14 protein-coding genes are annotated in these 14559 nt (G+C 59.9%); 12 read left to right on the top strand and 2 right to left on the bottom strand.

Going from position 1 to position 14559, the window contains the following annotated elements:
- Positions 1-29: 29 nt before the first annotated feature.
- Positions 30-1433: a TolC family outer membrane protein gene (locus GE543_RS21800; RefSeq protein ID WP_003414802.1), complete on the bottom strand. Its 1404-nt coding sequence runs from the start codon at positions 1431-1433 to the stop codon at positions 30-32.
- Between the two features lie 187 nt (positions 1434-1620).
- Here GE543_RS21800 and GE543_RS21795 point away from each other — a divergent pair, with 187 nt between their 5' ends.
- From GE543_RS21795 to GE543_RS21740, 12 genes are all read left to right on the top strand, one after another.
- Positions 1621-2250, top strand: a complete 630-nt coding sequence (locus GE543_RS21795) for a DUF1780 domain-containing protein (protein ID WP_003345130.1) — start codon at positions 1621-1623, stop codon at positions 2248-2250.
- A complete protein-coding gene (locus tag GE543_RS21790) occupies positions 2247-2780 on the top strand; it encodes an MOSC domain-containing protein (protein WP_003317783.1) in 534 nt (177 codons plus the stop codon). Before GE543_RS21795 ends, GE543_RS21790 begins: the two co-directional genes overlap by 4 nt.
- A gap of 215 nt (positions 2781-2995) precedes the next feature.
- Positions 2996-4294, top strand: a complete 1299-nt coding sequence (locus GE543_RS21785; protein WP_153222351.1) for an NAD(P)/FAD-dependent oxidoreductase — start codon at positions 2996-2998, stop codon at positions 4292-4294.
- Between the two features lie 537 nt (positions 4295-4831).
- Positions 4832-6049, top strand: a complete 1218-nt coding sequence (locus GE543_RS21780) for a methyl-accepting chemotaxis protein (protein WP_153222350.1) — start codon at positions 4832-4834, stop codon at positions 6047-6049.
- Positions 6050-6058: 9 nt separating this feature from the next.
- The gene (locus GE543_RS21775) at positions 6059-6427 is read left to right on the top strand and encodes a response regulator (RefSeq protein WP_002553206.1); all 369 of its coding nucleotides are present in this window, start codon (positions 6059-6061) and stop codon (positions 6425-6427) included.
- 23 nt (positions 6428-6450) lie between these two features.
- Positions 6451-6741 carry a lipid asymmetry maintenance protein MlaB gene (locus GE543_RS21770; RefSeq protein ID WP_003347075.1) on the top strand — a complete coding sequence of 97 codons (291 nt, stop codon included), beginning with the start codon at positions 6451-6453 and terminating at the stop codon, positions 6739-6741.
- Between the two features lie 46 nt (positions 6742-6787).
- Positions 6788-8905 (top strand): chemotaxis protein CheA, encoded by a 2118-nt coding sequence (locus GE543_RS21765; RefSeq protein ID WP_371927225.1) that lies wholly within the window; start codon positions 6788-6790, stop codon positions 8903-8905.
- Between the two features lie 29 nt (positions 8906-8934).
- Positions 8935-10590, top strand: coding sequence for a methyl-accepting chemotaxis protein (locus GE543_RS21760; protein WP_046235467.1), 1656 nt, complete (start codon positions 8935-8937; stop codon positions 10588-10590).
- A gap of 36 nt (positions 10591-10626) precedes the next feature.
- Positions 10627-11166 (top strand): chemotaxis protein CheW, encoded by a 540-nt coding sequence (locus GE543_RS21755; RefSeq protein WP_003430748.1) that lies wholly within the window; start codon positions 10627-10629, stop codon positions 11164-11166.
- 9 nt (positions 11167-11175) lie between these two features.
- Complete coding sequence (locus GE543_RS21750) at positions 11176-11985, top strand: protein-glutamate O-methyltransferase CheR (RefSeq protein ID WP_153222349.1); 810 nt, start codon at positions 11176-11178, stop codon at positions 11983-11985.
- A complete protein-coding gene (cheD, locus tag GE543_RS21745) occupies positions 11982-12515 on the top strand; it encodes a chemoreceptor glutamine deamidase CheD (RefSeq protein WP_153222348.1) in 534 nt (177 codons plus the stop codon). The genes GE543_RS21750 and cheD overlap by 4 nt, the downstream gene beginning before the upstream one ends.
- Complete coding sequence (locus tag GE543_RS21740; RefSeq protein ID WP_153222347.1) at positions 12478-13554, top strand: chemotaxis response regulator protein-glutamate methylesterase; 1077 nt, start codon at positions 12478-12480, stop codon at positions 13552-13554. The genes cheD and GE543_RS21740 overlap by 38 nt, the downstream gene beginning before the upstream one ends.
- A 94-nt stretch (positions 13555-13648) precedes the next feature.
- On the opposite strand, the gene GE543_RS21735 is transcribed toward GE543_RS21740, so the two are convergent.
- Positions 13649-14452 (bottom strand): type III effector, encoded by an 804-nt coding sequence (locus tag GE543_RS21735; protein ID WP_003414793.1) that lies wholly within the window; start codon positions 14450-14452, stop codon positions 13649-13651.
- Between the last annotated feature and the right edge of the window lie 107 nt (positions 14453-14559).

Genomic DNA, 14559 nt, shown 5'->3' with positions numbered 1-14559 from the left:
TTTCAGCTACGCCCCTCCAGCAATAGAACTCAGAGACCCGGGGGAAGAAAATCGCGGGAGGGGTCGTAGTTCTGTTTTAGATGTAACGCCAGTGCCTTTAGGTCATCAGGACTGAGGGTTCCGGCAGCCTGTTTCAGCTTGAGGTTGTCAAGAATGTAGTCATAACGGGCATTGTTATAATCGCGAACGGCTGCGTAGAGCTGGCGCTGGGCATTGAGGACGTCAGCTATATTGCGAGAGCCAACGTCCACCCCCACCTGGTTGGCCTCCACAGACTTCTGTCCAGAAACAATACTTTGGCGCCGGGCCGCAATTTGCTCTATGTCTGCATTGATACCGCGAAAAGCGTTACGGGCATTCAAAACGACCTCGCGGCGACGGTCTTCCTGTTCGTCCTGGCTCTGATAAAGACGCTCGGTGGACTCTCTGATCTGAGAGCTTGTCATTCCGCCTGAGTAAAGCGGGATATTAAGCTCAATACCGATGCTGCTTTGCGCGACCTGGTCGCGATAGCCGTTACTGCCGAAGTCCGTCGGATTGCTGTAGCCAAAGCTGTCGTTGTCGCCCTTTCGATAGGACGCAACCGCGTCGATCGTGGGAGCATGCCCAGCTTTGCGCTGGCTGAGCGTCTGTTCTGCGGCACTAACTGCATATTCGCTGGCTTGCAATTGAAGGTTCTGCCGCATCGCTGCGTCAACCCAGGCACGAGCGTCGTTGGGTATTGGCGCCTCCACAGGCAATTGATGCCCCATCCCGGCAATTGACGTGTAAGTGCGCTTGGTCAGACGCTCCAGAGCTTCATAGGCATCATCAACTTTCCGCTGGGCCAGTTGACGATTGGCGCGAGCATTGTCGTAGGCGGCTTGAGCGTCATACACGTCAGTGATGCTTGAGGCGCCATCCTCCAAACGACCTTGAGCCTGATCCCGCTGGCGCAATAATGCAGCCTCTTCTGCCTGAGCTGCGGCATAGGCATCCATCTGACGCAGGGTTTCAAAATAAGCTTGAGCTGCGGTCAAGAGCAGATTCTGTTCCTTGGCAGAAAGCTCAAGCTCCGCCTGGCTCACACTTGACTGCGCAGCCTTCAATTGGAACCAGCGATCAATGCGAACTAACGGCTGACTGACATTCGCGCGAAATGTAGTACCGCTGCGCTCACGGCTTAACGAAGGCTCATCTCGCTTCAGGCTGGTCGCCTCGGTTGTCGCCCCTGCGGTCAGATTCGGCAGGAGGCCTGCCCGCGCCTGAGGTACTGCTTCACGTTGTGCGCTGTAGGCATGACGTGCAGCAGACAGCTGCGCATCGTTAAGCGCTGCGGCCTGGTAAACGCCCAGCAGGTCAGCATGCTGCTCCGTTTGCTCGCGAGAAACAGCTTCGCTGCATGCACAGGTGCAAGCCAGGATGACGATGCCGAGCGGAAGAGAGGGATTCATCTACATTCCATGCGAAAAGAATTCCTGAGTGCCATTAAATTGACCTGTCATGAGTTCGGCGTAATAAAGGAAAGCTTTAGCCTGCTGAAAGGTTTTTTTACGTACTCTCAGACCTCATGAAAAAACTCTCTAAAACACGTCAGTCTTTGTTTATCACCTTCACATTTGAGCGGTAAGCTAGCCCCCTATGGATGACTCAGACTACCTGCGCCTGTTGACGATCCAGGCCGAACAAGCCAACGCCTTTCTTTCCAATGCGCGGAAGTGGGAGCGTGAGCGTTGGGTTTGTCAGCGCCTGTTGCAGGGGCTGAACATTGCGCATCGCAATGAGGACTTCACGCCTGCCAGTCAGGAGCCGCCGGATGTGCTGTTTCGTGACGGGCGCTTCGAGGTGTTTTTCGTGCTGGATGAGGGGCGGCGTCTCAATGACGAGTGGCGTGAGGAGCTGGCGCGACGACGAAGCGCGTTCTCGTTGAGCCAACTGGTACGTCGGGAGGCCAAGCCCAAGCGCATTCCGGCCTCTGAACTGCTGCACCGACTCGCCCCTACCCTGCGCAAGAAATCCACCAACTATCGCGAACGCGGCATTGATCTGGGCGGGCTGGATATCATTGCCTTCGCCAGCCTTAAGCGCGAGGTGCTGGACCTCAACAGTCACTTTCCACCACCGACCGAGTACCTGCGTCAGGGCTGGCGGTCGTTGTCGCTGGTGGGGCCGACCTTCGCTCGGGTATTGTTCGCGCATCCCGGCGCTCCGGATTTTCTGCGTACCAATCTGGGGCGCAGTGTCGTTTTCGATGTTGGAATCAGTTTATGAGCCCCTTGCAGGAACTGCTGGCCGATGTGCCGCAACAAGGTCGTGTGCGCTGGATAGGCGTGCGTCCACAATCGCGGGTCGAGATGATCGAGCTGGATGCCGTGGAAGCGCGTCGCGAAGCGGGTCTGACCGGCGATCACTCGCGGCCCGGCCCGCGTAATGCGCGGCAGGTGACGCTGATCCAGTGGGAACATCTGGCGGTGGTTGGCTCGTTGCTGAACCGCGCGGCGGATAACCCTATCGTGCCGCAGGATTTGCGGCGCAATCTGGTGATCAGTGGCATCAACCTGTTCAGCCTGAAGAATCGCCGTTTCCGGATCGGTCAGGCGATTTTCGAAACCACCGGCTGGTGTCAGCCTTGTGCACGACTTGAACAACGCCTTGGTCACGGGACGTTCCAGGCGGTGCGCGGGCATGGTGGAATCACCGCGCGAGTGTTACAAAGCGGAATCATCCGCCTGGACGATACGCTGCAGGTCGAGCCGCTGGAAATCACCGATCCGTGGCCCCCTGCCCGACAGCACGCCTGAGACAACGGATAAATTGAGCAGACACCTGAACCCGGGACCGCAAAGGTGTGTCGAAGAGTACCTTAGACACACCGGCATCCAGTCGAGCGCAGGCCGCTCCTGACCCGGGCAGTGTGGTGAGGAACCCTTTATTGAGCCTTCTGACGCTATGAGCTGCCTTGCGCTCGCGAAGATCGAGCTACCCCCGAATTCCTTAAACCTTCCGAGTAATCCTTATGACGCATCGTATTGTTATCGTTGGCGGAGGCGCTGGCGGTCTGGAGCTGGCTACCAGTCTGGGCAAGACCCTGGGCAAGAAAGGCACGGCCAGTGTCACGCTGGTTGATGCCAACCTGACGCATATCTGGAAGCCGCTGTTGCACGAAGTGGCTGCCGGTTCGCTCAACTCGTATGAGGACGAGCTGAACTACGTGGCTCAGGCCAAGTGGAACAACTTTCAGTTTCAGCTCGGGCGCATGACCGGTCTTGACCGCGCCAGCCGCCAGATTCATCTGGCCGAGACGCTGGATGAAAACGGCGCAGAACTGGTTCCGGCACGCAGCCTGGGTTACGACTCGCTGGTCATCGCGGTGGGCAGCACCACCAACGACTTCGGCACCAAGGGCGCGGCAGAGCACTGCCTGTTTCTCGACAGCCGCAAGCAGGCCGAGCGCTTTCACCAGCAACTGCTCAACCACTATCTGCGCGCCCACGCCGGTCAGGCCGACAGCGCGCAGGAAATCACCGTGGCCATCATGGGTGCCGGTGCAACCGGTGTCGAGCTGGCGGCAGAGCTGCACAACGCGGCGCATGAGCTGGCGGCTTACGGGCTGGGTCAGATCAAGCCGGAAAACCTGCGCATCACGGTGATCGAAGCCGGCCCACGGGTGTTGCCCGCGCTGCCTGAGCGCATCGGCGCGCCAGTGCACAAGACGCTGGAAAAGCTCGGCGTGACGGTGCTGACCAATGCGGCAGTCAGTGAAGTGACGGCTGATGGTTTGATCACTGCTACCGGGCAGGTCATTCCGGCGAGCTTGAAGGTCTGGGCGGCAGGTATCCGTGCCCCGGCCTTCCTGCATGAACTGGATGGGCTGGAAAGCAACCGGATCAATCAGTTGCAAGTGCTGCCGACGCTGCAAACCACCCGTGACGAAAATATCTTCGCCTTCGGTGACTGCGCGGCCTGCCCGCAAAAAGGCACCGACCGCAACGTCCCGCCACGCGCTCAGGCCGCCCACCAGCAGGCATCCTTGCTGGTCAAATCGCTGCGCTTGCGGATCGAAGGCAAGACGTTGCCGGAGTACACCTACAAGGACTACGGCTCGCTGATCTCGCTGTCGAGCTTCTCGGCCGTCGGCAATCTGATGGGTAACCTGATGGGCAGCGTGATGCTTGAAGGCTGGCTGGCGCGGATGTTCTACGTGTCGCTGTACCGCATGCACCAGATGGCGCTGTACGGCACCTTCCGGACCCTGATGCTGATGCTGGGCAGCAAGATCGGCAAAGGCACCGAGCCGCGGATGAAGCTGCACTAAGGCACGCCAAACGAGAAGTGCACGGGAGAGCACTCTCGTGCCCATGCTCTGAAGTGGGCATGCCTTTCTGGACGCTCTGCGTCTTATCTTGACTGTGCGGGGCAGCGCAGACCTTGCGACGCAGAGCGTCGTGAAATGCATTCCCACGCTGGAGCGTGAGGAACGATCCCCCCTCTATCGTGCGGCGCTCTGCGTCGCATGCCGTTCCGGACGCTCCGCGTCCTCTTGACGACGCAGAGCGTCGTGAACTGCATTCCCACGCGGGAGCGTGAGGAACGATCCCCCCTCTATCGTGCGGCGCTCTGCGTCGCATGCCGTTCTGGACGCTCTGCGTCCTCTCCCAAGTGAATTCGGCTGTTCTGCCAACGCGTTTGCTGCGCCGACTTGCGGTGCCCCGAATACCCGCTATTTTTAACAGGATCGGGTTGTGCGCCAAGCAATCGGACGGAAGGCTCTCGTACTGTTATCAAGTTTGTCTGCGGCGCGCAGATAACCATTGAGTCGTGTACAACGCTGCACTGTTCAGGGATCGAACCCATGATGTCGAATCAATACAGTAGTACTCCTGCACAAAATCATCCGCGTTTCATCTGGTTCTCACTCATTCCCGTCATACCCGCCATTGCCTGGATTCTCACGCAGTTCGGCACGGGTACGGCCAATCTGGTGGCGTGCGCTGTACTGCTGGCGATCGGTCTCGGCGCCTGTGCCTGGGCTGCCCGTTCACAGCAGAACGAAGTGCGCCGCGCCGTGGCTCAGGCGCTGGATCATCACCAGGCGCATAGCGCACAAAGCAGCGCCATGGCGTCCAACGCCCAGTTCAATGAAATACTTCTCGGTGCCATGCCGATCTGGGCCAAGCAGGTCGAGAGCTCGCGCCAGCAGACCGAAACCGCAATTGTCGAGCTGAGCACGCGTTTCATGGGCATTTCCGAGCGCCTGCAGGAAACCGTACAAGCGTCGCAACACGCTGCCGGTGAACTGGACGGTCAGAACGCCGATGGTGCGCTGAAAGTGTTGTCGCAGAGCGACAGCGAGCTGAGCCAGGTGATCGACTCGCTCAAATCCACTCAGGCCAGCCGCGACCAGACGCTCTCCCAGGTCCGCAGCCTCACCGCCTACACCGGCGAATTGCGCACCATGGCGGCCGACGTTGCAGCGATTGCCGCACAGACCAACCTGCTGGCCCTCAACGCGGCCATTGAGGCGGCGCGCGCCGGTGAGGCGGGCCGTGGCTTTGCCGTGGTGGCCGATGCGGTGCGCAGCCTGTCGAGCAAGTCCAGCGAAACCGGTCAGCAGATGTCCGCCAAGGTCGACATCATCAACAACGCGATTACCCAGCTGGTGCAAGCCGCATCGAGCGGCGCCGACCAGGACAGCCATTCGGTGGCCGCTTCCGAACAAAGCATTCAGAACGTTCTGGAGCGCTTCCAGAGCATCACCGGTCGCCTGGCCGAGTCCGCCGACCTGCTCAAGCAGGAAAGCTACGGGATTCGCGACGAAATGACCGAGGTTCTGGTGAACCTGCAGTTTCAGGACCGGGTCAGCCAGATTCTCGCCCACGTACGCGACAACATCGACTCGCTGCACGCGCACCTTCTGCAGGCTAGCCAATCCCCTGACGAGGCCGTCGCCATCGACGCCCGGCAATGGCTGGCGCGCATGGAGTCCACCTACGCGACCGACGAGCAACGTCGCACTCACCGAGGTGAATCGGCAGCACAGCAGGATTCGCAGGAAATCACGTTTTTCTAGGAGTAAATCATGGCTAAGAGTGTATTGGTGGTCGACGATTCAAGCAGCGTCCGGCAAGTCGTCGGTATCGCGCTGAAGAGTGCCGGATACGACGTTATCGAAGCCTGTGACGGGAAGGATGCACTGGGCAAGCTCACCGGGCAGAAGGTGCACCTGATCATCAGCGACGTGAACATGCCGAACATGGATGGCATCACTTTCGTCAAGGAAGTGAAGAAGCTGGCCAGCTACAAGTTCACGCCCATCATCATGCTGACCACCGAATCCCAGGAATCGAAAAAGGCTGAAGGTCAGGCCGCAGGCGCCAAGGCGTGGGTCGTCAAACCGTTTCAGCCGGCACAAATGCTCGCAGCGGTTTCCAAGCTCATCCTGCCCTGAGACCCAGGCCCCTGGAGGCCAGCATGCCCACGCCAGACGAAAACGCTACCGACACTGCACGCGTGCAGATAGACGGCGAGTTGACGATCTACACCGTGACCGAACTGGCCGCCAGGCTACTGCCGCAGATCGGCGCTGCGGCACGCCTGGAGGTAGACCTTTCACAGGTCACCGAGATGGACGGCGCCGGTCTGCAACTGTTGGCTGTGATTCAGCGCGAAGCCGGCAAGACCGGGACTTCGCTGCATTTGACCGGGCAAAGCAAGGCGGTCAGCGAAACCTTCGAGTTATGTAATCCGGGTGTGGTGCTGTAGCGCGTCCATTTGCAGTACTGCCCAGTGATCGATCAAGGAAGTCATCGTGAGTATTAATCTCGATCAGGCACAGCAGACGTTTATCGTTGAAGCGCGTGAGCTTTTGCAGGCCATGGAGGAATCCCTCCTGCAACTCGAAAGCGAGCCCGGCGACCAGGACGCGATCGGCGCGGTTTTCCGCGCAGCGCACACCATCAAAGGCTCGGCCGGACTGTTCGGGCTGACGCCTATCGTCAGTTTTACTCACATCGTCGAAGACGTGCTGGATCGTCTGCGTGAAGGCAGCGTTTCGGTGAACGCCGAGCTGATCGCCGTGCTGCTCAAATCCGGCGATCACATGCTTGAGTTGATCGACGTGGTCGCCAGCCGTGGCCAGCAGATGCAGCAACCTGCACTGGAGCGCGAGGCAGCGCTGCGTCAGGCGTTGCAGGTCTTCCAGGCACCGGCCAGCGCCAGCGCCGCTGACAGCGCGAGTGCGTCGGTCGTCAGCGATGATGAACCGTCAGCCGAAGTACTCTGGCATATCTCGCTACGTTTTGGTGTGGATGTGTTTCGCAACGGCATGGACCCGCTGTCGTTCCTGCGTTACCTCAATACCCTGGGGCAGATGGTCCAGGTCACGACGGTAACCGACAGCATTCCGGCAGTTGAGGCGTGGGACCCGGAATCCTGCCACTTGGGTTTCGAGATCGATTTCCGCTCTGCTGCCGGGCACGCCGCGATCAACGAAGTCTTCGATTTCGTGCGTGAAGACTGCGCAGTGAAAATCACCCCGGTGAACGAGACGCCAGACCCTGTCGAGCCCACCGGCACCGAACTGGTCTCGCAGCCCGAGCACAGCCCTATGGTGGCCAGCGGCGAACTGCTGGGCGATCAGCGCGCAGTGCCACGTACGCCCGCAACGGCAACGGCAACGGCAACCGCTGTAGAGCGCCCTTCTTCGGGCAGCGAGCAGAAAAACAAGGATGGCCGCTATGTGCGCGTCAACGCCGACAAGCTCGACGAGCTGATCAATCTGGTCGGCGAGCTGGTCATTGCCAGCGCCGGCGCCAGCCTGCTGGCCAAGTCGTGCGACAACGACCCGCTTCAGGAAGCCAGTTCCACCGTATCGGGGCTGGTCGAGCAGATCCTGGATGGCGCGCTGCACCTGCGTATGATCCCCATCGGCGACACCTTCAATCGCTTCCGCCGTGTGGTGCGCGATGTCAGCCAGGAACTGGGCAAGGACATCGACCTGATCATCAATGGTGCGGAGACCGAACTGGACAAGACCGTCGTCGAAAAGATCGGCGACCCGCTCATGCACCTGCTGCGCAACTCCATGGATCACGGCATCGAGAGCGCCGAAGCACGTCGCGCGGCAGGCAAACCGGCCAAAGGTCATTTGAGCCTCAACGCGTACCACGACTCGGGCAGCATCGTCATTGAAATCGCCGACGACGGGGCCGGACTCAACCGCGAGCGTATCCTCGACAAGGCCCAGCAACGCGGGCTGGTGGCGGCCGGCGCAAGCCTCACCGATCAGGAAATCTACAACCTGATTTTCGAGCCCGGCTTTTCCACTGCCGAGGCCGTCACCAACCTTTCGGGGCGGGGTGTCGGCATGGACGTGGTCAAGCGCAACATAACCTTGCTGCGCGGCACGGTGGATCTGGACAGTCAGCCCGGTCAGGGCACCATTGTGCGCATCCGCCTGCCGCTGACGCTGGCGATCATCAACGGCTTTCTGGTCGGTATCGATCAGTCGACTTACGTGATCCCGCTGGACATGGTGCAGGAATGCATCGAGCTGGACGAACACAACCGGCAGTTGACCCGCGACAGCGGCTACCTGGACCTGCGTGGCGAAGTGCTGCCGCTGGTCTACCTGCGCGACCACTTCAATCATGAAGGCCCGGCCGCCAGGCGCCAGAACGTGGTGGTGGTGCGTTACGCCGAGCACAAGGCCGGGCTGGTGGTCGACGAGCTGCTTGGCGAGTTCCAAACCGTTATCAAACCTCTGGGCAAGCTGTTCGGCGCGCTGCGCGGCATCAGCGGCTCGACGATCCTGGGCAGTGGCGCGGTGGCGTTGATTCTCGACATCCCCGCCCTGCTCAACCAGATCGTACACATGGAGGCCCGCTCGACCCAGGCGCCTCAATCCCTGTTGCCCACTTCTCGCTGACGGATTCGCAATTCCCAAGGAGTTACTTCATGAAATGGTTCTACGATCTGAAGATTTCCACCAAGCTGATTACCTCGTTTCTGGTGGTTCTGGCGTTGACCGCGGCCATGGGAGTCTTTGCCATCCTCCAGCTCGGCCAGGTCAACCAGGCCGCTCAGGACATCAAGGAAAACTGGATGCCGTCGATGCGTGCGGCCGCGGGCATGCGCTTCTTCGCCGCCAACTATCGCTTGAAGGAAAACCGCCACATTGCAGCCGACACCGCCCAGGAAAAGGCGCAGATGGAGCTTGAAGCAGCGGACGCTCGCAAACAGTTCGAAACCCGCCTGGCCACCTATGAAAAGCTGGTGGTCAGTGATGAGGATCGCCAGCTACTCAACAGCGCTACGGCCACATGGGCTGCGTACCTCAAGAGCAGCGGCGAGTTGTTCGACATGTCCCGTCAGGGCCTCGAAGCCCAGGCACGAGCGATGCTGAAGGGCGAGTCCAAAACGCATTTCGACGAATTGACCGGCCAGTTGCAAAAAATGGTCGAGCTCAACGACGCCGGTGCGACTGTCGCGGGTGACAAGGGCACGAAGCTGTACGAAAACGCACGCATCTCGATCGTCGTTGTGCTGATTGCCGCCTTGCTGATAGGCCTGGGTCTGGCGCTGTTCATCGCCCGGATCATTTCCCGCCCGCTGAAGGAGGCCGCAACGGCCGCCGAGCAACTGGCAGAGGGCAACCTCAACGCCCACATCGGCCACGGTTCCAAGGACGAAACCGGCATGGTGCTCAACGCCATGCGCAACATGGTCGGCAAGCTGTCGCACATCATCGGCGAAGTGCGTAACGCCGCCGACAACCTGGCCAGCGCGTCGGAAGAAGTCAGTGCCACTGCACAGTCGATGAGCCAGGCCACCAGCGAGCAGGCCGCCAGCGTCGAAGAGACCAGCGCATCGGTCGAGCAGATGAGCGCCAGCATCAACCAGAACACCGAGAACGCCAAAGTCACCGATGGCATGGCCAGCAAGGCCGCCAAAGAAGCCACCGATGGCGGCGAATCGGTGCAGCAGACCGTCGTGGCGATGAAGAAAATCGCCCAGCGCATCAGCATCATCGACGACATCGCTTACCAGACCAACCTGCTCGCCCTCAATGCCGCTATCGAAGCCGCGCGCGCCGGCGAACATGGCAAGGGTTTCGCGGTTGTGGCCGCCGAGGTGCGCAAGCTGGCCGAACGCAGCCAGGTGGCCGCGCAGGAAATCGGCGAGCTGTCGTCGAGCAGCGTGGACATGGCCGAGAAGGCCGGCAAGTTGCTGGACGAGATGGTGCCTTCGATCAACAAGACCTCCGACCTTGTGCAGGAAATCAGTGCCGCGTCGGAAGAGCAGGCAGCCGGTGTGGCGCAGATCAACACCGCCATGACCCAGCTCAACCAGGTCACCCAGCAAAACGCATCGAGCAGCGAAGAACTGGCGGCTACGGCGGAAGAAATGAGCAGCCAGGCCGAACAACTGCAACAGGCCATGAGTTTCTTCACCCTCGACGCATCGCCAAGGGCCGTCGCACAAAGCGCTACTTTCGACAGCCGCAACAGCCCGAACCGTCAGCCTCCGCGTCCACCGCAACAGGCTCCGCGCAAGGCATTTGCGCAAAGCATGGCGGGCGCCCCGGACGAATCGGAATTTACCCGTTTCTGATTACCGGCTTCGATAGAGACTCCAGGGGAGAACGACATGGGCTCATTGGTCACGACTCGGCAGACCGCAGCGACGGTCGAAGAAGAGGCGCAGTACCTGACTTTCATGCTCGGTGGCGAGATGTTCGCCATCGGCATTCTGGGCATCAAGGAAATCATCGAGTACGGCAGCCTGACAGTGGTGCCGATGATGCCCGCCTTCGTGCGCGGGGTAATCAACCTGCGCGGTGCGGTGGTGCCGGTGGTTGATCTGTCGGCGCGTTTCGGGCGGCAGAACTCGGCCATCACCCGGCGCTCGTGCGTGATCATCATCGAGGCCAACAGCGAGGACGGCCAGCCGCAGGACATCGGTCTGCTGGTCGACAATGTCTCAGCGGTGCTGGAGATTCCAGCGTCGCAGATCGAGCCGCCGCCAAACTTCGGTGCGCGAATTCGCGCCGACTTCATCAGCGGCATGGCCAAGGTCGACGGCAAGTTCGTGATCGTTCTTGAGGTCGACCGCGTGTTGTCCATCGATGAAATGTCCAGCCTCGCCGAGGCAAGCCAGTCTCTGCCGCCCGACGTCGACGCGACGTGAGGTCTGCACATGCCTGATACAGCGTCGCTCACCGATCGCGAATTCGGCCAGTTCCAGAACTGGCTGTATAGCGCTGCGGGCATCAAACTGACGCTGGCCAAGAAAGCGCTGGTCGCCGGCCGTCTGTTCAAGCGTCTCAAGCATTACGAGCTGGACAACTATGGCGAGTATTTCAAGCTGATCATGAACGATCAGCGCAACGGCGAGCTGCAAGTAGCGCTGGACCTGCTGACCACCAACGAAACGTACTTCTTCCGCGAACCCAAGCACTTCGATTTTCTGCGTCAGCAGGTGCTGCCCAAGGTCACACACGGCAAAATGTTCCGCATCTGGAGCGCCGCCAGTTCGTCTGGCGAAGAGCCCTACAGCCTGGCCATGACTCTGGCCGAGCAACTGGGCACCACGCCTTGGGAAGTGGTCGGTTCGGACATCAGCACCCGCGTGCTGAGCAAGGCGCGCAGCGGTCACTACCCTCTGGAGCGCACCGAAACGTTGCCGCAACCTTTGCTGTTCAAATACTGTCTGAAAGGCATAGGTCGCCAGGAAGGGACCTTTCTGATCGACAAGTCGTTGCGCAGCCGGGTCAGCTTCGTGCAGGTCAATCTCAATGACACCCTGCCGGATCTGGGCGAGTTCGACGTCATTTTCCTGCGCAACGTGATGATCTATTTCGATCAGGAAACCAAAAGCAAAGTGGTCGCGCGGTTGATTCCGCGTCTCAAGCCAGGAGGCTATTTCATCATCAGCCACTCAGAAAGCCTGAACGGTATAAATGACATGTTGAAAATGGTCTCCCCTTCGATTTACCGCAAACCATGAACACGCTTGTAGGTGTCGCCGAAATAGTACTCGGGCCTGGCGAAGTGGTCTTTGAGACCCAGCCGACCCGCCTGCGCACGTTGCTGGGTTCATGCGTGGCGATTACCTTCTGGCACCCGTGGCGGCGTATTGGCGGCATGTGCCACTTCATGCTGCCCGGGCGCATACGCCGGCATCAGCCACTGGACGGCAAGTATGCTGACGAAGCGATGGAAATACTCATTCGCCATGCGCTGGCCAATGGCACCCTGCCCGAGGAATATCAGGTCAAGCTGTTTGGCGGCGGCGAAATGTTTCCTGCTCATCGTCATGACCCGCACATGCAGAACGTCGCTGACGGCAACGTTCACGCGGCGCTTGCGCTGGCCGAACAAAACCGTCTGAAACTGATGGCTCAGGACCTGGGCAGCACCGGCCATCGCAGCATCATCTTCGACCTGTGGGACGGAAACGTATGGGTCAGGCACCAACCAATGGAAGCAATGGAAAAAGATGCCAAACAAAAAAATCAGCGTACTGCTGGTCGATGATTCGGCTGTAGTCCGTCAGGTACTGGTGGCCATTCTCAACGACACCCCCGATATTCATGTCATGGGCGCGGCGTCAGACCCGATATTCGCCATGAGCAAGCTCGCGCAGGAATGGCCGGACGTCATTGTGCTGGACGTGGAAATGCCGCGCATGGACGGCATCACCTTCCTCAAGAAGATCATGAGCGAGCGGCCGACACCGGTGGTGATCTGCTCGTCGCTGACTCAGAAAGGCGCGGAAACCTCATTGCAGGCGCTGTCTGCCGGGGCGGTGGAAATCATCACCAAGCCCACCACCGGGCTGAAGAATTTCCTCATCGATTCGGCTGCCGAGCTGGTTGCAGCAGTACGCGCAGCAGCCAACTCCAACGTCAGAAACCTCGGCAAGCGCACCGCCGCCCCGGTGCTGACCCCGGCCAGTAAACTGACCGCCGATGCCATTCTTCCCGCCGCCAGCGGTCACTCCATGGCGCAGACCACCGAGCGCATCGTCGCCATCGGCACCTCAACCGGCGGTACCCAGGCCCTGGAAGCGGTACTGACCGCCCTGCCTCGCGTGTGCCCGGGCATGGTCATCGTCCAGCACATGCCGGAGAAATTCACCGCATCGTTCGCCGAACGCCTGAACAGCCTGAGTCAGATCGAGGTGCGCGAGGCCAGAAACAACGACCGCATCCTGCCCGGCCTCGCACTGATCGCCCCCGGCGGCAAACACATGATGGTCACGCGCAGCGGCGCCTACTACCACGTCCAGGTCATCGACGGCCCGCTGGTCAACCGCCATCGTCCTTCGGTGGACGTGCTGTTCCGTTCGGTGGCCAAATTCGCCGGCAAGAACGCCACCGGCATCATCATGACCGGCATGGGCGACGACGGCGCACGCGGGCTCAAGGAAATGCTCGATGCCGGCAGCGCGACAGTGGCTCAGGACGAAGCCAGCTGCGTGGTGTTCGGCATGCCCAAGGAAGCGATCAAACTGAACGCGGCGCAGCGGATCATTCCGTTGCAGGAGATTCATCAGGCGATCCTGCACCGGTGAATCCGAAGCTGTCGCCGTGCAGCCAGCGCTTCTTTCGACACCCACGTTTCACGACAGAAACGCCGGGCGCACGGCAATGCTCAGAAAAACAGCCTTATCGGGCCCACGATGGTGTCAGCAAAGCCTGATGGCCAGCGCTGGACCTGGATGACCCTGAAGCCCCGTCAGAGAATGAGACCAACTGGAAAAAAGGCTCTGCCTCCAGGTTCCTGTGCTGATTGGAAGTCCCTGATCTGTTGCTTTTATGCTCATTGCGGTAAGACGCATAGCTCCAGTGCCCCGGGGAGACATCGGAGTCCGGGCGATGGCTGCTCTGCCTTACACCGGCGGCGCTCAACTCCTGTTCGATACTGCTGATCATCCCCCTCATTTTGCCCATGTACTCTGGGCTGTAGGTGTTGTCTGCACGGTCGGGCTTGGCGTAGATCGTGAACTGAGCGCCCAGCGCCACGCGCTGCTTTGCCGCCGGCATCTCTGCTTGCAGGCATTTCATGTCAGTCACTTTCCACGAGTCAACCGGACTGTCGCTCGCCTGCAGTATTTTGCCTATCGCATTGAATGCATCCGGTACATCCTCAGGTGCAACGCTGAGGTGGATCTTGTCTCCGGCAAACTCCCCCTTGCAGTTCGGCTCCAGGCGATCCATATGGATGAAGACCTCAGACCCCGTCATCTTGAAATGATTGGCGGCAGTCCAGCCACCGTGATTTTCACCCAGCGCGCTTTGCGCGACGTCATAAGTGGGGGCACGGTGATTAACGGCAAAACGTGTCTGTGTGTTGGCACGCACTTCGCTCTGATTCAAACGGCGCAATTCCGCACCTGCATCTTTCTTCACAGTCGGCTGGGCAATGGCCGTATTGAGTTTTAAATTGAAGGCGGGTCTGTTGATAGGCATAGCTTTTATACCTGCTACTTATCGGTCATGAAAAAAGGGGGTTGCGCAGACAGCGCAGCATCTGTGCAACCTCTCCAACTCGCCGCTCTGCACTGGTCGTTGACGAC

The organism is Pseudomonas sp. SZ57, from assembly GCF_009495975.1.
Taxonomy (GTDB): Bacteria; Pseudomonadota; Gammaproteobacteria; order Pseudomonadales; family Pseudomonadaceae; genus Aquipseudomonas; species Aquipseudomonas syringae.
This window is presented reverse-complemented; position numbering and strand designations above follow the sequence as displayed.